This window comes from Oleiphilus messinensis, assembly GCF_002162375.1.
Taxonomy (GTDB): Bacteria; Pseudomonadota; Gammaproteobacteria; order Pseudomonadales; family Oleiphilaceae; genus Oleiphilus; species Oleiphilus messinensis.
In genome coordinates this window covers 766,593-785,540 of sequence record NZ_CP021425.1, presented here as the reverse complement: position 1 = coordinate 785,540, position 18,948 = coordinate 766,593, and the positions used below count along the sequence as shown (strand labels likewise).

The following is an 18,948-nucleotide window of genomic DNA, read 5'->3' as shown; positions in this document are numbered from 1 at the left end:
CATCATTCCAGCACTTCTTTCCAATAAATTATGCGGTCATGACCACGAAAGCGACCAAAGGTTGCTTTCACGGAAAGACTTGTATTTGGACTACCATCCTGATCCCAATCAAATTGCAACCAGGGAACACTCAATAAATCAAAATTCAGTTGAATTTGCCCTTCATTACCCGCTCCAGGTGCAGTCATGGACAAAGATGCATCACCCGCGCTTAAAATAGCATTGAACAACACATCAGAGCTTCCGGTACCGATAGGAATATCAATAAAATCTGGATCAACGTCCGGATTCGTACTCATCAAACCGGTAATGTTAATACAGTTATCCAGTTCATTGACCAAAAACTGGCTCCCACTCCAATACTCGACACGCGCCAGCATCGGTAAGTCCATTAAATCCGAACCAAAGGCATTTTCAGCACGCCAGCGGCCATAACGCAATGGATGACCCGCTGGGGAAATCGTCACAGGTAAACTCTCCGCGCTCACTAAATCACTGTCCTGAAGCGATATCACAGACAGGTCGATATTTGCAGTAAAGGGCGCAACTTGTGAAGAGCTATCATGATTGTAGGTAAAGCTGTCATTCAAGCCAAAGGTGTACTGCATCACGCCGTTCAGTGCCGATGAAATACTCGCCGACGTGAACGTATTCGACACACTCAAAAGCGTGACGCCATCTGTACCGGTCTGGGAACTGTCCTGACCCGAAAATGATCGAACAATGTCACTCACTTGTAACTTCCGAAAATCATTGTCCGCGTTGGAAATTGTATAGTTGGTTGTGACTGAGTTATCCGGGGCCGCCGCCCATGGGGTAATACGAAGTTCGGGAACAACCTCATAACGGATATTCTCGCCAATATAACTGAAACCGTTGCAACTTGCTTCCAACGTACCCGGGTCCAGAATTTCCACCGAAAAACGATCAGGAATAAATCGGCCAATGGTATCGGAGGTGCTGGTACTGATCGTGGTCCCGAGGTAACTAATCGCGCCGCTGCCCAGTGTCAATTGCATCGCGCCGACTTCATCATATCGTTGCGTCAGTGTGACATCACCATTTGTGCCTGGCATAAAATCAACCTGAGGGATGCTGATATTTCCCACCACACCGCCATGACCTGAAGGCAACACCGGGGCAATCGGCACGCCAGTCAGCTGAAAGTTCGGGAGCACTTGGTTGCCAGAACAAAAAGCGCTATCGTTCTCACCAGCTGTCTCCCACCCCACAGCCTGAAAGCTGGCAAAAAAATTCCCGCCCGCTTTTTTAAATACAGTACAATCACTAAAAGATGGAGCGGTACAGTCCGAATTACTCTCCGTAGCTTTGACACAGAAACCCGCGGGCCTGACAACAAATTCATTGCTACTGCCTGAAATTGTCTCGGTTGCGGTACCGGACTCATCTTCCAATTGCAGGCGGGCATGAAGTCTGACGCGGCCAGCATCGGGGTAATTGACGCTGATTGTGGCCTGATTCTCCCCGTCATCACCAAAGTCCAATCCGGTTACCGTTTGATAGCTGGACACATTATTTGCCGAATTCTCTGAAATTGCCTGGCCATTAATCGTCATATCAAAACCACCACTGGAACAGGTAGTGGGCTGCCGGCACTCAAAGGCAAACTCAATATCCTGGGACCCCGTCAAAAACGCTTCACAGGCCCCGGACTCATCACTGGTGCGTATGGCTTCTATTTTTATATCCTGTTCACCGGGTGCGCTTGCGAAGTTTTTATTCGCAATTTGAGTTGATATCGCGTTTGGATTATCGTTGGCTAAAAAGCGAAAGCCTGTCTCAGCGAAAACAAGATTATCGTCATAATCCACATGTTCACTAGTACCGGCAGCGTCAACATCGATGTTAACGGTTTCAGAATGGGTATTTTTCAACAACAGAACAACGCTGCCCTGGTCTGCAGCGGCAAACATGTATGTTGCATTTCCAGAGTCGTCAGAGCTGCCGTTCAAGGTGCCAGATTCATTGCCATCCGTCAGCCAATCACCATTGCCGGTTGATGTAGACAAGGTGATGGTGCCATCGAAGCTGGTAACCACCGCACCGGAACTGTCATAGGCGGCAATGGTTATGGGTTCTGCCTCACAGTTTAATCCTGTACCCGCATGTGTAATGCGAAAGTGGTCCAATTCTTCCTCGGCACAGAAACCGCCCATATCTGAGGTGGTCACAATCGAGTTGTAATAGACTGACGACTGACTCCCTAGCCCGACAGTATTGGCTGCTACCGCGCCATGTACGTAGGACGCTGAGCCCAGATTCACATTTCCCTGACTATAAAGTGCGCCCGTTACCCATGCCTGATTATTCAACGTTACATCGCCATAGGCATACACCACCATCTTCCCGGGATCACTGGTAGTATCACTTGAAGGTGTATTGATCGTCGCTGAACTGCCTAAACTAAAAGACTGATTAACATATAAAATAACTGTTCCTGATCCACTCACCTGTAATCGGGCAGAGCTGCTCATAGAAAGCTGATTAATCCAATATTCCCCCGCCGGCAAGTTCACCTGTCCGTTCCACCCCACAGATAATGAATCGATATAATACTGGGAGTGGCCTGAACTGAAACTCAACGTCCCCTGAGAATTAATCGTTATATTATCGTAAGCATTGGTACCAGACCCCGCAGTACCCGTACCAGAAGAGGGTATCGTGAGGTCTTCGGTATTTGCAGAGGTGTCGGGAAAAGAGCCCGGATCAATCGCAAGAGAGGGGTCGCCGGTGGCCTGACAGTTACTCCCCCCACAGGAGTTGACGCTCGACCCACCATTGTGGGAAATGCTACTGGACTGAAGTTCATCATCGCTATTGCCAACTATTGCGGCATTGTATCCGAAACTGATCGTACCCGGACCGTGGGAAGCAATACCGTCGGGGAACACAGCATCACATGATCCACTCAAGTCACACGGAAACGTTTCCTGATAAATGTCCTGAATAACATCTGCCGGTAAGAATGCCGAATAAATGCGCACTTCATCCAGGCGTCCATCAAAGTAGCGCCCGGCATAGTTCTGATCCTGCCCAATATGCAGAGGGTCACTATTGGTGCGTAAACTACCCGTGTACGATGCCGACCCCAGAGCCACACCATTAACATAGATCACTTGCTCCCCACTGCGATAGGTAATCGCGATGTGGTACCAGGTGCCGGTTTGAATATTTGCACCTGAGGTGTTGAACTCCCGCGTGGTACCACCACTATCCTGCCACCACCAATTGATCTCCCGAGAGCCTGTAAGATGGAATTCAAAATTTTCGTCCTTGGATACGATTGACTTCAAACCACTGCCAGGAATGACGTCGGAATTAATCCAGATTGACACCGTTAAGGCATCGGCAATATCCAGCAATCCAGTATCATTGACTTGTAAATATTGATTATTGCCATCAAATTCTCCATATCGACAAGTACCGGGACTGCCTTCTCTTGCTGGCCCTAGATCATCTGTCACCGGAGCGTTAAAGGCTGTGGCGTGCAAACCATTTCCGGATAAGTCCTCAACTTCTCCGGCATCGCCATCCCAGCTTTCCTCTTCTAAGCGCCAGTGGCCTATTGGCCCCGGTATGATCCTGCCTTCGCCGCGGTCGTCACTTAATTCTCCCTCACTGGGATTACTCAATAACAAATCGAATGCCACATCACTGCTCAAGCTGCCGCCCGATGTTGACACATCTATAGTGGCCTCTATTTCACCCGCCGTAATCGTGGCTTGACCGCTGGTTGCGGTATAGTGAGTTCCGGCGATTGCAGAACCATCCTGAGTTGTATAGTCAACGGTAATATCGGCACTGTGTGCAGTGCTCAGTGACACCGTAAACGTCGCTGTTGCCCCTTCAGGCACGGACACATCGTCGATGGTCAGACAAACTCGGTTTTCCGCAACGAGGGTATTGATTGCACCGCTATCAAGCACGTGCCCATACAAACGGATCTCGTCAAAATAGCCATTGGCAGAATTTCCGGGGGCCACTTCATAGTTGGAAGCGTTATCACCGATATAGAGTTCGCCCAAATCAGCCAGGGTGCCATTGGTATCACCGCCGCCAGAAGCACGAAGCGTTCCATTTATATAAACTCGTAAGTCATCTGCGGCCATATCCCAGGTTACCGCGACGTGCACCCAGGTGCTATTGGTAAAATTATTGGTACTGGTTGTAATGGCAAAGTCATTATCGCCGGTATCTTCCAGACTAAATCGTAAGCTGCCGTCGGCGGATTTTTGCAGATAAAAATATTTATCCGATGCATCGCCATACAGGCTCGTACTGGCATCGAGCAACGTTCGATCAGTGCCATCATTCCAATTGCCACTACTTCGAAACCAAAATGCAATTGAACCATCATTGCCCAGCAGCGAGTCGATATCTTGCCGGGTATTCACAGCATCAATACTGGAATAAGTTGCGTTTTGGCCGATTTCACTCCCCCGACACAAATAACCAGGGTCACTCGATTGTGCGGTCCCCACAGAAACACCACTGCGACCATTTCCAGAATAATCATCAATTGTCGTACCGGCGGTCGCCCAGTCTTCCTGTTCGAATGCGTACTGCGCCAATAATCCGGTCAGGGAACCTGTCGCCTCGATAACCAGATTGTCCACCATGAAACGGTCATAATCATCAACCTGACTACGGGTACGGAAGCGGATTTTAGTGTTGTTGACTAAAAATGCAGACGCAATACTATAGGGGCCGAAACTGCCAGTATTGATATTCGGACCAATAAACTCCTCCAGCTCAGTCCAATCATTATCATTACTGCAGGTTCCGGAACAGATCTCGAGATAAACTCGCTCAGAGTTATTATCGAAACCCGACTCTTGATAATCAAAGCTCAATTCTGCGCTGGTATAGCCGCTCAGATCGAGACTTCTCGTGATCCGGCGATCACCATCATCCATAATAAGACGATCACTATAAGTGCTAATGTAAATATCACCACTGGAAGGAGAACCATCGTCATTCGTTTCAATCCAGTTCGAGGACCAATTGTGTGACCCGTTTTGGTTGCCATAACTCTGGTTGTTGAAATAGTCTGCAAAGGTATCGCCCAGCGCAGCAGGCGCGAAGCTAACCAGTAGCAAGATCAAGTAAAATCGAAGCCTGCGATTACCACTCATGGCACCACCTCTTTCGCCGCAACTTCCACTATACGCCTCGCCTCATCCAGACCTGAACCACAAGAGCCGGTGCTGGTAAATTTATAAAAACGCTCCGCCAGGGTATTGGTACGTTGACAGCAGCGCACTTCAAATTGACATTCTGCCAACCCTGGCGGTGCACCACCTGATAGACTATCGAAATTCAAGGCACGTATTACACTATGGGGTTCTGGATCATTACAGGTATCGCAGTCTACGGGCACAACACCGGGCCCGAACTGCATCCCCAGTACGATTTCTGCACCGGAATCTGCAGCAAGCAGCGCCCGGGCACTCTGCACATCCTGACCTAACGCCTCACCGCTTCCTGCTTCCAGATTCGCCAAAGCCAAAACAATAAGCGACAGTATCGTAATCACAAAGATTGCTGCCGGAAGCCCCAGGCCAGCCTGGTTGGAGCGATTTCCAGATCCATGTTTGTGGTAACTAGGGCACATTTCGAACTTGTACCTGCTGATTAATCGACACCGATTCTTCCGTACTGGAAACCATCGAAATTTGCATGGATAACACCGCATTACGCACTAAAGATGACGGTAAAAAATCAAACAGCCCTGAACCTATCCCACCCGCTACGGTTTGACGGACACCACTTGTCTGACTGCTCCCCACATTCAGATCGAAGCCGTAACTTGAATAGCGGTAAAGATAGCCTGAGATAAAACAAAGGCTCTCTGGTTCTGTCACCACGAAATAGCGCCGATTCGGTGAATCTGCAGGAAATGTCTGCCCGGACAGATCAACGGTTGCCAGAGCCCCTGCGGGAAACGTAATGACCGCAGGCGTGATGGCCTGATTCACGCCATTGGGATACAAAGCCTCGACCATTATGGGATAAACTGCAACATAACCGGAAACAGACTCATTCGCTTCGGGCACCATCACCTGCCAATCGGTTACAGCACCCGATCCGACTTCATCAATGTAGTTAGCTGCCCCAATGATCGGAATCCACTCCACACAGTTATCCGTTGCGCCATTCATGCTGAAAACACGGACACTGTTGGGTAGCGCTTCTCGCATTTCCCGCGTGATTCGCTCTGCGAGAAGTGCTCCGGTCACAGCCATCTGTTGTCGTCCTGCCGTATCAAGCACCCCTTGCATTGAGTGCACGATGAACTGTACCACGCCGACTCCCAGGATGCTGGCGATCACGATCACCATCAACAACTCGATCAGGGTAAACCCATCTGCGGACTTGCTTCTGGCAAACATTAGAAATTACTCCGGTAGAGGGTAAACTGCATCGTGTCCGCATTGGCAATCGATTCTGGTGGCACAACGGTCAGGGTAATCCGTTTGACACGATCATTAGTGGCAAATCCCAGGGCCGTGCCATCACAGCTGACCGTAATGGTAATGCGGTAATCTTGATAACTGCTGTCCAGAACCATACCCGATGTCGATAGGATTGCGGGTGCCTGATTCGCCATGATGTAATCATCAACATCATCAAATTCATCGCGATTCGCTTCTTCCGGTCCCAAAGACCCACAATCAATCGAGGTTGATGGGGGAACACCGCCCAGTGGTGTCGACTCATCGAATGCCTTGGCCTGAATTTCATCAAGATAGAACTGCGCCAATTTAAGGCTCTTGAATTGCCACAGAGGATCTGCACTTCGCCCGACACTGGACGAAAAAGCGGAAATAACCCCTACAATTGCGATGGAGATAATCACAATTGTAATGACCAATTCAACCAACGTAACACCCTTTGCCTTGGTGCAGGATGCAGAACCTGTAGCATGGTGAGGGGTTACAGAGGTCATGGAACGCAAGCTCCAGAGTAGGCAAAGCCGGCTTCACCCAGGCAGAACTGGTGCGTGCTCTCCCCGGTAAAACGCCAAGTCAAGTCACTGCCTTCCAGAGTTTCTCCCGAACCACTGAAGCTCACCACCCGGTTGCCCCCATCTGCGAGCGTAACACCACCGATTTGCAAGACGGCACCCGCTCGCTCTATGGTCTTTTCGGTGAAACTTTCAGTGCCTTGGGACACGGTGAGTATCCAGTCGCTTCCATCTGCGCTTTGCAACACGGTGAACAAAACCGGAGAACTACTATGGTGGGCTAACGCGCGTTGCTGAGCCGTCAGCAGCGACGCGATAAACTGGTCTTTTGCCAAGGAGGCGGAAAAGTCAGCGCGGCTGGCAAAAAGCCCCATTGCAGTTACCGATAAAATACCGACTACAACAAGAACAATGACCAGCTCGACCAGTGTAAATCCAGAACTTTTCATATTTCGGGAATCAGTTGACTACAGATCAGTTCACTACAGATCACAATCCCTCCCGTGTTTCTGAGGACCTGCCCGAAGCAGGCCTCACAAGTGCTACTCAGACCAATTAATCACAGGTACCGGTATCGATTGAAATCGTGGGCGACGCGCCCGCTGATGCCGCTTGAGTATATTCGACACGACAATTCGTATTCGAATTGACACCAATTGGCGAAACGATAACTGGATTACCAGCAGTGATGGTAAAGTCAGTAGAGGTGATTTGCGCAGCCTCTAAAATACCAGCAGCATCCGCCGTAGGATACTTATTCGCCATTGTGATACTGGACCCCTCGAGAGAGATCGACGCGTTAGCACTCGCCCCCGACGCCAACGATTTAGAATGCGCAATTGCCGCTGCAGATTTAATGGCTCCATAGGCTCCTTGCAGTGCCGCTTCCCGGGCTTCACTGCCCAGATCCGCAAAACGTGGCAACGCAAATGCTGACAGAATACCCAGTATCACGATAACCATGATCAATTCAATCAGCGTAAAACCTTGTTGCTTCTTCATTCAACTACCTCCAACATTGGATCTACGGGGACTTCCCCCAAGTTTAATTAAATCTGTTTATACAATTTGTAGTATCGACCACTACAACAGGGTCGTTGTCACTTCACCCGAATTCGGGTCGTACTCGATATAACTCCCATTGGCATTCAACTGATATACATAGCGGCAATTCCCGCCATTAATTGAAGCCAAGTAATCGTCGCCTGTCGTGGTGGATACTGAGGGCGCATTCGCCTGCAATAGTGCCCCCCATATACCGACGCACTCCGCCGCGTTCATACCATCCGGGTTGGTATTGCCGTTACTGCCAGTAGGCCAACCAGCAATACTGACATCAACCGTTTCATCACCATAGCCAGGCAGATTCAGAGTCGCACCAGGTGAGCCAATAGCCAACCATTGTGAGCGAGTTAATACCACCGCAGCACTCAGGGCTCCGCTTGCGCCTTCAATCGCAGCGCTGTGAGCCTCTTCTGCGATGTCCGCGAAACGTGGTAGCGCCACAGCCGCCAGTATTGCCAGAACGGCGATGACAACCACCAGCTCGATCAGGGTAAACCCCTGTTGGTCTTTTACCCTGGTAGATTCTGCTGGGCTCAACTTACTCGTGCAGCTTACCAACTCCGACCCCTTATACTTATGATTACACTTGTTCTTACACTAACTAATTTTGCCCAGGCTCTACGGGAGGCGTTACGCTCGACATGCCCCGCCAATTCAAAACCGACCATTTAAAGCTTTGCAATGACTCCAGTCTCAGACCTAATACTCGATCTTGCCCTGCATCCCAATGACCATTGCCATTGCGATCCAGAAAATTCAGTTGCACTCGAAAACGAAGTCGGCCCGGTTCACCATCCGTTATCAATGCCGAACTATTTCTCACCTGATAAACCAATTCACCCGAATCATCGTTGAAATACCAGTGCCCCGGCAAATCAACCTCTTGCTTGTTTTTTTCGAGGTTACTTTCACTATAGTTCAAAGGTTGGACTTCGAGCCACTTCATGGGGTTAGTATTTACAAACTTTTTCAAATCACCCATACGGTTCTGAGCCAGTTTTTCGGCCGTCTTGACCACCATAAGCTCCCGCAATTCCGCCAGAACGGTGATGACCATTACCGCTTCCAGACGCTCTGATTCGGCCTCAATTCTATCCAGCAATTGCCAAACCAGAATGGCGATAATGCACACGCTCAGCCAGAAAATCAGTCCCTTTTCTGCAGCAAACTGGTACATCAACGATCTCGTGTGGGAGCCCCTGGTCAATCTGATTCGCCTTTTTTGCTAACTCAAGCCTGCATTATTTGCCGAGAGCGGCCTTGCCCAGATCCCAAATGGGCAGGAAGACACCGAGCGCCAGAACCAGCACCAGAATGCCCATCGCAAAGATCAGGATCGGTTCAATGGATTCCGCCAGTCGCTTCAAACCATAATCCACTTCTTCATCATAAAAATCCGCCACATTCAAAAGCAGCTTATCGACTTGTCCTGTCTCTTCGCCTACTGCCATCATCTGCAACACAAGCGGTGTAAACATCCCCGTTGCATTAGCAACCCGTAACAGGCTATCACCCCGCTCTATCCCTGTACGCATGGTGCGAACATGCATTCCGATATAACGGTTATTGACTGAATCAGCCGTGACCGCGAGGGCATGGGTGATCGGCATACCGGCGGAAAGCATCATGGCAAAATTGCGGGCAAACCGGCTCAATGAAATAAACTCGAACAAACTGCCGATAATGGGCAGGCGCATTTTTTTCTCGTCCCATTTGAGCCGTCCCGGTTCCGTTTTAATCCAGGCCAGAAAACCGTAAACCGCACCGATCAGGCCCCCGATAATGAGCCACCAGTACTCAAGGAAAAAATTGGAAGTTGCCACTAATACTTTGGTAAATATGGGCAGGTCTGCCCCGAATTTTGCAAATACACCTGCAAATTTCGGGATAACAAAAAAGTTCACAACGAATAACGCCGCCAACAGCGCTACCACGACAATAATTGGATAGCGGGTTGCCTGCTTGATACGCTTTCGGGTTTCCCGCTCCAATTCCAGGGCCAGGCTCAGCTGTTCAAAAGCCTCCTCAAGCTGACCTGTGTTTTCACCAACATGAATCATACTGATGTACAAATCCGAGAAGACTTCGGGGTGAGATTGCATCGAAGTCGCCAAGTTAACCCCGGATTCCAGCCTCGCAGTCACGTCCAGCAGGGTTTCCTTCAATTTCGGCGAACGACTGGATTCTGCAAGACCCCGCATTGCCCGAATAATGGGTATACCCGCACGGGTCAGCGCATACATCTGCCGGGTAAAAATGATCGTTTCCTCAAGCCCGACTTTGCGCTCAAAAACCTTTAACCCCTTGAGCTTGGCCATAACATCTACGGACTCGCGGGTTTCCACAATTTGAATCGGTGTAAACCCTTTCTTGAGCAAATCACCGGCAACGGCTTGCTGGCTCACAGCTTCCACACTCCCACTTACCGCAACCCCTTTCGCATCTCGCGCTTTATAGGCAAACAATGGCATATCTACTTAGAACCATCCATAACGTTACGCTTCAATCTTAGCCCTTCAGGATAACGACAACTTTTCTGCCTGATTCGGTTCATGATGCTCCTCCAACGTGGCAGACAATCGGAACACTTCATCCAGTGTGGTCTCACCGACTTGCGCCAGATCCAGGGCACACAATTCCAGCGGGCGGTATGATTTACTTTTTCGTGCCGCTGCCGTGAATCCTGCAGTATCATCTCGCCGCAGCGCATCCAGCATCGCTTCATTCATTTCCAGTAATTCGTAAACACCCATACGACCTTTATAACCGGTGTTACTACACTGATAACACCCGGTACCTTTTACATAGGGAATTGATGAATCAAGGGCTGAGGGTTGCATCGTGCGGAGCCAGATCCGCTCTTGCTCGGAGGGGTTGTAGGTGTCTTTACAGTTTTCGCAGACTTTGCGAATCAAACGTTGCGCGACAATGCCCAGCAAGGCACTGGCAACGAGATAGGGTTCCGCCCCCATATCGACCAAGCGCATTGCCGAACTGATCGAGTCGTTGGTGTGTAATGTCGACAAAACCAAGTGTCCGGTCATCGCTGCACGCAAGCCGATTTCAACCGTTTCCTGATCCCGCATCTCTCCTACCAGTATGACATCCGGGTCTTGTCGCAACGAGGCCCGTAACACCGTCGCAAAATCCAGCCCGACTTTAGTATTGATCTGTACCTGTGTAATCCGCGGCAAACGGTATTCCACCGGGTCTTCTGCGGTAATAATTTTGACTTCGGGTTTATTCAGTTCCGACAGCGCGCCGTATAACGTTGTTGTTTTACCACTCCCCGTCGGACCAGTGACCAAAATCATGCCGTGGGGACGACTGACCAAGGTTCGGAACCGGTCCCGAATGGCAGCAGGCATGCCCGTGGCATCCAGATTCAGCATGCCTTCAGTTTGATCCAGGAGCCGCATCACAACAGACTCGCCATACTGTACAGGCATGGTGGAGACCCGCACATCAATACTCCGCCCCTTAACCCGGATATTGAATCGGCCATCCTGAGGAACGCGCTTCTCAGAGATGTTGAGACCGGACATCAGCTTCAATCGCAGCACGACAGCGGCATTTACCCGCTTCTCTTTCATGACGTGCTCCTGTAATACACCATCAATTCGCTGCCGGATACGGACTACACTTTCATCGGGCTCGATATGGATATCGGATGCCCGGGCTTGTACCGCATCTTCAAAAATAGACTGCAATAAACGAACAACAGGCGCTTCGCTATCATCTCCAGAGGTGGTCAGATCCGCCAGATCGAATGCATCTTCACCAAGCTCATCTTCCAGCTCTTCAGCAATATTGGAAATCTCATCGGTGCGGCGATACACCATATCCAGGGTGTCCAGCAGCTCACTTTCCCGCACCACGGCAAGCTTGACAGTCTGCTGAAGTATGCGCACCATTTCATCGTAAGCAAAAATATCCATCGGGTCGGTCATACCGACCAGCAATTCTCCCTGTTGCTCCGATAGCACAATCGCCCGGAAACGACGAGCATTGGCCTCAGGTAAGCGCTTAACCAAGTCATTATCAAACTGGAAATGGCGAAGTTGAACGAAGGGTATATTGAGCTGCTTGGAGAGCAGGTTCAACAATCGGTCTTCATCCACATAGCCAAGATCAATCAGCGTTTTCCCCAACTTTCGACCGCTGCGTTTTTGTTCCTGTAGCGCGGTCGACAACTGCTCTTCACTGATCACACCATTTTGAATCAGCAAGTCACCGATCCGGATCTTTTTCTTGGGCTCAGACATCAAGGTCACCAATACTGTTCTAGCGTTTTCCAATTCGCTGCAAGGCAAACTGCTTCAAAGTCTCTTTAGTCTCAACGGGTTGTGTGGTTGCGCGACGATACGCTTGGACCGCACTCTGACGCTTGCCAATGGCTTCGAGAGAAATTCCCAAACCAACCCACCAATCCCCACTATCGGGATACACATTCACCAGTTGTGCATAATACTGAATAGCCAACTCATGCAAATTCAATTGCTGATAAAGTGCAGCTAGCAAAGCATGATAATCTGCATGCGCCTCCACCGGCGGAATGCGTCCTGCCAATATCGAAAGCGCCTCTGAGGCATTTCCCGTCTGCACAAGTGCGCGGGCATGCAGTAAACGAACATCGGGATCCTCGGGATCAAGTTTCGCAATTAATTTCAATGCATGATCTACCTCATGTTGCAGCAAATACATCCCCGCCAACAACTTTCCGGATTCCGCGATGTACTCGGCGTCAGAGATAAATTCCAGCAAAGCGGAAACAGCCTCTCCCTGGCGACCTTGCTTCACCAGCTCAAGTCCTTGATTTGCAATATCTCTATCCCGTTCTCGAGCGGAAGAGAGTTTTACCTTGGTTAACTGCGTAGATTGGTCTTGCGCGGGCACGTGCTCATCAACCTTCGGGACGACTGGTGCTGAAGGGCGCGGATCGGATACCCATTCCTGCGGCACATTTGCACTTCCAGACTGCTCCTGATGGGGGTCAGATTCAACGCTCTCTGAAGCATGACCTGAAACAAGACTGTTTACGTCCTGCTTCACCACAATGGTCTCCTGTGGGTTCACCTCAGATCCGCTCAAATCAACTGACACAGATCGGGCTTCTCCGGTCTCCTCAACCGGGGAGGCGACTGTAGCAAAACCTTTTTTATGCGCACTCACTTCATGGGGGGTGGGTGTCTCAAGTTGAATCGTCTCAAGTTGAACCGGTTCTTTGGGTACTTGGCGCTCGGCCCCGGTTTCTTTTTCAGGCTTTACCGCGACATCGGGTACCGTCTTGGAAGACCGCGTGATCGGTGAATAGGGCGCAAAATAAAGCGCGCCAATGATCGCAAGCATCCCCCCCACACTAACGGCTGCAATCGCCATTTTTTTACGAAACCCCGAAGACCGGGATTGAGGCTGGGTCAGACTTCCATAACCTTGCACTGCTGTTGCAGGAATATCTCTCGACTGGCGTTGATCAAGATCTCTGAGCATGTCATTCACCAAGCTCATAAGCCAATCTCCCCACCGATCAAAATACAACTGAGCGCCACAAGCGGTAGCCAGAATAACCAGGGTTTCCAGTTACCCGGCCAAAAGGGTCGTGAAAGCGTGGCGCTCTCAGTATCCGCTATCGCCCTCCTGACCTGAGCTGTGCCGATTTCTCGAAGCCCCTGACCAAATGCCACCATGAGTGCTTTATGCGCCAGTATATTAACCAGCCTGGGAATACCACCACTGGCCCGATACAGCAGTTTCAGCGCGGCGGGATTGAATAAGTTTGGTCCGTTGTAACCTGCAAGCGAGAGCCTGTGATTCACATACTGGGCAACACCCGCCTTGTCCAAGGGCTGCAATCGCTGCTGGAACGTAATGCGCTGCTGCAATTGCCGTAAGCTTGCTTGCCGCAACAACTCATCTAATTCGGGTTGTCCGAACAACACAACCTGTAACAACTTGGACGTCTCTGTCTCCAGATTAGTCAATAAGCGCAATGCCTCAATCGTCTGTTCCGGCATCGCCTGGGCTTCATCAATAATCAACACCACCTGTTCCTGATTTGAGGCGTGTTCGATTAGTTTTGTATTCAAACATTTCAGCAAATGATGGCTGCCCTTATCAAGCTCGATATCAACACCCAGTTCTTCGGCAACAGCCTGGTACAGTGAGTCTGCAGATAATACCGGGTTTGGAATATAGGCCGTAACAAATGGTGGCTCTAAGGAGTTAAGCAGCATCCGGCACAGTAGTGTTTTTCCGGTTCCAACCTCACCGGAGATTTTAATGAAGCCTTCTTTATTGCGCAGTGCCACCAAAAGCAATTCAAGCGCCTGTTGATGGCTTGCCGAATTCAGGAAATAGTGGGTATTCGGCGTCAGCGAAAAAGGTTGCTCTTTAAGCCCAAAAAATCCTTCATACATAACTGATATTCCTGAGCACCGCCATCAACACGATTACCTCTGTAGTCATCGGAATGGAGTCATCGAAAATGAGTTTGAGGCGGTTGACTCAACTCGTTCCTGAACGACCGAAAACGCTCCCGACTGCGCATCAGGTCGGATTGAAATTGCGTATCATCGACAATGGTTGGTTTGAGCAATATCACCAATTCACTGCGCGTCGCCTGCTGTCGCTTTTGTTTGAACATTTCCCCTAAAACCGGAATATCCCCGAGAAACGGGGTGGTTGCATTGTGCTCGCGATTGATGTTTTGAATTAGTCCACCGATCACTACAATCTGGCCATTTCGAGCACTGATAATACTGTCGGTTTCGCGAATGGTACTCAGCGCCAATGGCAACGTTACCTGCTGATCCCCTAACGAAATGACTTTCGTTTGATCTTCTACCTCACTGATGGAAGGGTGCACATGCAGGATAACATTCCCTACCTCACTGATCTGAGGCGTCACATCCAGTGAAATTCCGGAGAAGAACGGGGTCAACTCAATATCGGTTGACTCCCGGGAAGTGCTGGTATTGGTGTTATCGTTTATTTCAATATCGGTTACAAAGAATTCATCGGTTCCCACCTTGATCACTGCTTTTTGATTGTTAACAGTGGCAATACGCGGGCTGGAAAGTACCTGAACATTCCCCTGCGTTCCCAGGAGCTCGATAAATGCAGAAAAGTCCTTAATTTGCAGGGTCGCACCAAAGACCCCCCCTGCCACAACGTTTTCAATCGATTTTGAACCCAATTGACTAAACAAATACTTCTCCGGGTCACCATTGCTAGCGTAACCATTGCCGTATTCCGCCAATGAACTCCAGCTGATACCCTGCTGGTAACCATCACTCAGCTCGACTTCGAGAATTTTTGCCTCAAGAATCACCTGGCGCTGCAGTATCAGCTCGGCTCGTTCGAGATAATTTCGTACAGATTCCAACTCATCCGGGAAAGCGCGCACCACTAACATTCCAGCACTGCGGGTAGTCAAGACTTTACGTTTTTCACCGTCCCCGATAATGGCCTCAACCGTCTCCCGTAACTCGGTCCAGAAATCCGATTCAGTGGACGTCGAAATACTGGTGCTCGACGTTGCCATGGTCTCTCGGGTATTTTGATTTGAAGACGAATTTGATGACGAGGTTTCAACGGACGAAACCTGCCCTGCACTGACCTGGGTTTCAGAATCACCACGACGTTTCAAGTTGAGATAATTAATCTGAAAGACCTCGGTACGCAGCCCATTGGGCACGACTTTGTACATTCTGTCCTTCAGCTCATAGTGAAACCCGTAAAGGTCTTTGACCACTGCCATGACCTCGGGAACCGTAACTTGAGAAAGCTCCAGATCGATAATACCGCTCACCTGGGGATGAACGACAATATTGTAGTCCGTTCCTCTTACCAGGCTTCGGAAAAAGGTGGCTGCATCCATACTGTTAGCCACCAGGTCAAAGCGTTCATCTTCTATTTCCGGCACTTGGGTGGCGATCGTGCCACTTAACATAGAAGGCAAGAGTGCGGCCATAACCGCATCATCGGGTTGCACTGGCTCAGGATCGGGTTGCACCGTTTCACTGATGGCCTGATCGAGGGTCGTCACAATTTCCCGTGCCGAGTCCGAATCATGGGCACGGCTGGTCGGTATCGATTCACATCCGGACAACAGAACTGAAGCACATAAACAGGCTACCAGTGAAATATTTGAAACACTGCAGCGTATAGCACTTCGCGGCCCCGATGGAATTTCTGAATGGAGTTTAAATACTGTCACAACCTCACCGTTACTTCTTTTTGATGACGACAGGTGTACGCCACTTCAATGTATGTCGCTCATTACCCCGGGTCAAAATTACAGCATCAGGCTGAATTTCAAGGACCAAGGCGTCATTAACCTGATCCCCCAAAGACAATAGTTTGCCGTTAATGACTGCCTGTCGGCGCTCTGGACCCACCACTATCGAACTCAACGCATATTGATCCCAAGTTGAATCCGGTTGAATCCGGCCGCCAGCGCTGTAGTGCATTGGCCGGGTCGGATCACTCAGATATTCGTTTTGCCACAGCATTTTCTCCGACGCCATCAAAGGCATCGAGACAAACACACAGAGACAGGCCACAGGGCTCAGAATTTTCATTTTCTCGAACGCACAGAGGGTATCAGACACCAATCCACCTCTCATCCAGACTCAATGTCTGAACTCTAACGGTAATTGATGCATCGGGGTAACGGATTACTTTGTAATCCAGTCTGGACCAGGTTAACCCCGCGTTCATTTCCTCCAGGCGCTGCAGATAGCGTAGCGCGCTGAAATAGCTGCCTTCCAGTGTCATTTCAAACTCATGTTGGTACAGCAATGTCTGCTCATTTGCGTCATCAGCGGTATCCGAAGGGCTTTCCGGTACGTTGGTATCCTGAGCCAGCAGAAAGGGTTTAGCGGGTAAATTATTAATTGCCATCAGCTTCACCCCCTCAAAATCGGAGAGCACTTCGCGCAACAAATCGACCATTCGATCCGGGGCGACCAAGCCCTCCAGCTTCGCTTCTAACTGCTCACGCTGCTCCAGGAGCGCGCGCTGCAATTGTCGCTGCTGTTTCCGCAAGGCAATATTCGGATCCTGATTGATTTTATCCTGAAGCAAAGTCAATTCGTCCGCCAAAGCAATTTGCTGATCCAAAGTATTGCGAGTTTGTGTTTGCAGCCTTTTTTGTGCTTTTTCAAAAGGCAAAAAAACAAACTGAGCCCAGACAAACAACAAAACCACCAAGGTTGCAACAGCGACGATAATCCGTTCCCGCAATGATATGGCCGAAAACCGCTCTGCCCAGTACAAATAACGTTCACGCATCAGGGTGCCTCCGTCCCAAGTCGGCTCGCCAATACAAAAGCGAGGAACTCAGAATCCTTTTGCTGAAAAAGCGAAAACAGCTCAAAGTGATGACCGATGAACGCGGGTTCCTTTCGGAGTTGCTGAAGGTAATGCGGCACAGACTCGGCATTTGCAGCGATCCCCTCTATACGGATTTGATCCTGCAACAAATCAAAGTACAAACGAGTCAGCCAAAGCGAGGAAATATCCTGCCGGGCCAGGCTCACCAGCTGCTGCGAGAAACCTTGTTGGCTCCGATTCAGGTTCAAACCGATCAGCGCCATCAGCTCTGTCCGTTCTTGCAATCGAGCTTTCAACTTTGCATTGGTCGCGACCAAGCGTTCATCCCGAACCATTCTTGCTGCCCGATCACGCAACTCAACGACCGTTGCTTCAAGTTGTGAAACTTGCCCCTGCAAACTGGCAAGTTTTGCTTGTGCCTTCCCTTGCTGATGTTGCAAACCAAACGTTAACAAAATCAACAGAATAACGGTCAGGATGGCGCCTGCAACAACCTGATTCAGGGAAACCAGCAAACGTACCGGTCTGAGTGCCTCAGTATAGAGATTGACCTGTTGCACTACTCTCCCCTTAGCTCGCGATAGGCCGCCCCAACCGCAGGCAACGTCATCACCAATCGGGACAGGTTTTCTGCATCCTGCTCTTCCAACACTTCATCCCAGTTGGCATCGTCAACGGCTACCCCCAGGAGTGGATCCAGCATTTGCGCAAGGGGCAATGAGACATCGGGTCCAATCAGCAACAGTCGTTTGGGTGGAATCTGTCCGAGCTGACTTTCGAAAAAATCCATTGATCGTTGAATTTCAAGAGACAACTGACCCAGTGCAGCCTCTTGTGTGTCAGGGCTGTTCAATGCAGCTTCGTTGACATCAATTTTTCGGGAGAGGTACAAATGATCGCCCTTAACAAAAATGATGATCCCGAATCCCGGGCGTAGATACATAAATCCCAGAGTTTGCTCATCCACCACAAAAAAGTTACAAATATTTCGCAGCGCCAACTCCGTAATATCAATGCAATGCAACTCCAGGCCCGCATCCTGTATCAGCTTGATCTGATCGGTCAAAACCACTTTTCGGGCACTGACAACATTAATCATCTTGCCACGAGAACGTCCCGCGTCACTGGGGAATTCAAACACATCCGACACCGCATCATCGATTGGGTAATCAATCAAATCATTAAGTTTCCAGCGCACAGCCTCCGCCATTTCGGCTTCCTCCACCGCAGGCTTCTCAACTTGGAATGTTTGATAATTCGAGGTGGGCAATACGAGATGACAACGCGCATTGTTACACTGTGCCTCAGCAACCAACTGTGACAATGTTTCAGCACGCTCAGCGGCATTACAAGGTCTAAAATTGTGATACTGCAGCACTGACTCATCCGATTGTTTGGTCACTTTTGCCAAAGCGATACCGTCAGTTCGAATTTCGATCCCGACGACTGCATTGCCCGCCTTTCGACGCAAGAGCTTGATCAGAGCACAGTCTCCCCATTCTGAGTTAAATCGTTCTCTCAGAATAGTTCAGTAACAGATTGTTGCCAAATACGAACAC

Annotated in this window: 17 protein-coding genes; all 17 read right to left on the bottom strand. The window is 49.8% G+C overall.

What is annotated here, in order from left to right:
- Nucleotides 1-2 precede the first annotated feature (2 nt).
- The 17 genes from OLMES_RS03575 to OLMES_RS03495 all read right to left on the bottom strand — a co-directional run bounded on the left by OLMES_RS03575 (nt 3) and on the right by OLMES_RS03495 (nt 18,860).
- The gene (locus tag OLMES_RS03575) at nt 3-5,156 is read right to left on the bottom strand and encodes a DUF6701 domain-containing protein (RefSeq protein WP_087459989.1); all 5,154 of its coding nucleotides are present in this window, start codon (nt 5,154-5,156) and stop codon (nt 3-5) included.
- A complete protein-coding gene (locus tag OLMES_RS03570; RefSeq protein ID WP_087459988.1) occupies nt 5,153-5,635 on the bottom strand; it encodes a type IV pilus modification PilV family protein in 483 nt (160 codons plus the stop codon). Before OLMES_RS03570 ends, OLMES_RS03575 begins: the two co-directional genes overlap by 4 nt.
- The gene (locus OLMES_RS03565; RefSeq protein WP_087459987.1) at nt 5,625-6,413 is read right to left on the bottom strand and encodes a PulJ/GspJ family protein; all 789 of its coding nucleotides are present in this window, start codon (nt 6,411-6,413) and stop codon (nt 5,625-5,627) included. The genes OLMES_RS03570 and OLMES_RS03565 overlap by 11 nt, the downstream gene beginning before the upstream one ends.
- Entirely contained in the window at nt 6,413-6,970 is a 558-nt protein-coding gene (locus OLMES_RS03560; RefSeq protein WP_087459986.1) for a prepilin-type N-terminal cleavage/methylation domain-containing protein, read from the bottom strand. The genes OLMES_RS03565 and OLMES_RS03560 overlap by 1 nt, the downstream gene beginning before the upstream one ends.
- Nucleotides 6,967-7,437 (bottom strand): prepilin-type N-terminal cleavage/methylation domain-containing protein, encoded by a 471-nt coding sequence (locus OLMES_RS03555; RefSeq protein WP_087459985.1) that lies wholly within the window; start codon nt 7,435-7,437, stop codon nt 6,967-6,969. Before OLMES_RS03555 ends, OLMES_RS03560 begins: the two co-directional genes overlap by 4 nt.
- A 106-nt stretch (nt 7,438-7,543) precedes the next feature.
- The gene (locus OLMES_RS28780; RefSeq protein WP_087459984.1) at nt 7,544-7,990 is read right to left on the bottom strand and encodes a type II secretion system protein; all 447 of its coding nucleotides are present in this window, start codon (nt 7,988-7,990) and stop codon (nt 7,544-7,546) included.
- A gap of 81 nt (nt 7,991-8,071) precedes the next feature.
- Nucleotides 8,072-8,590 carry a prepilin-type N-terminal cleavage/methylation domain-containing protein gene (locus tag OLMES_RS28775; protein WP_087464314.1) on the bottom strand — a complete coding sequence of 173 codons (519 nt, stop codon included), beginning with the start codon at nt 8,588-8,590 and terminating at the stop codon, nt 8,072-8,074.
- Nucleotides 8,591-8,654: 64 nt separating this feature from the next.
- On the bottom strand, nt 8,655-9,230 hold the full coding sequence (locus OLMES_RS03540; RefSeq protein ID WP_087459983.1) for a hypothetical protein: 576 nt from the start codon (nt 9,228-9,230) through the stop codon (nt 8,655-8,657).
- A gap of 64 nt (nt 9,231-9,294) precedes the next feature.
- On the bottom strand, nt 9,295-10,524 hold the full coding sequence (locus tag OLMES_RS03535; RefSeq protein ID WP_087459982.1) for a type II secretion system F family protein: 1,230 nt from the start codon (nt 10,522-10,524) through the stop codon (nt 9,295-9,297).
- Nucleotides 10,525-10,569: 45 nt separating this feature from the next.
- Nucleotides 10,570-12,318, bottom strand: a complete 1,749-nt coding sequence (locus tag OLMES_RS03530) for a GspE/PulE family protein (RefSeq protein WP_087459981.1) — start codon at nt 12,316-12,318, stop codon at nt 10,570-10,572.
- A 19-nt stretch (nt 12,319-12,337) separates the two neighbouring features.
- On the bottom strand, nt 12,338-13,561 hold the full coding sequence (locus tag OLMES_RS03525; protein ID WP_087459980.1) for a tetratricopeptide repeat protein: 1,224 nt from the start codon (nt 13,559-13,561) through the stop codon (nt 12,338-12,340).
- On the bottom strand, nt 13,558-14,469 hold the full coding sequence (locus tag OLMES_RS03520; RefSeq protein WP_087459979.1) for an ExeA family protein: 912 nt from the start codon (nt 14,467-14,469) through the stop codon (nt 13,558-13,560). Before OLMES_RS03520 ends, OLMES_RS03525 begins: the two co-directional genes overlap by 4 nt.
- A gap of 59 nt (nt 14,470-14,528) precedes the next feature.
- A complete protein-coding gene (gene mshL / locus OLMES_RS03515; RefSeq protein WP_087459978.1) occupies nt 14,529-16,271 on the bottom strand; it encodes a pilus (MSHA type) biogenesis protein MshL in 1,743 nt (580 codons plus the stop codon).
- Between the two features lie 10 nt (nt 16,272-16,281).
- Nucleotides 16,282-16,665 carry a hypothetical protein gene (locus tag OLMES_RS03510; protein ID WP_087459977.1) on the bottom strand — a complete coding sequence of 128 codons (384 nt, stop codon included), beginning with the start codon at nt 16,663-16,665 and terminating at the stop codon, nt 16,282-16,284.
- On the bottom strand, nt 16,658-17,347 hold the full coding sequence (locus OLMES_RS03505) for a hypothetical protein (protein WP_087459976.1): 690 nt from the start codon (nt 17,345-17,347) through the stop codon (nt 16,658-16,660). Before OLMES_RS03505 ends, OLMES_RS03510 begins: the two co-directional genes overlap by 8 nt.
- Nucleotides 17,347-17,949, bottom strand: a complete 603-nt coding sequence (locus OLMES_RS03500) for a hypothetical protein (RefSeq protein WP_087459975.1) — start codon at nt 17,947-17,949, stop codon at nt 17,347-17,349. The genes OLMES_RS03505 and OLMES_RS03500 overlap by 1 nt, the downstream gene beginning before the upstream one ends.
- Nucleotides 17,949-18,860 (bottom strand): type IV pilus biogenesis protein PilM, encoded by a 912-nt coding sequence (locus OLMES_RS03495; RefSeq protein WP_087459974.1) that lies wholly within the window; start codon nt 18,858-18,860, stop codon nt 17,949-17,951. The genes OLMES_RS03500 and OLMES_RS03495 overlap by 1 nt, the downstream gene beginning before the upstream one ends.
- Nucleotides 18,861-18,948: the final 88 nt, after the last annotated feature.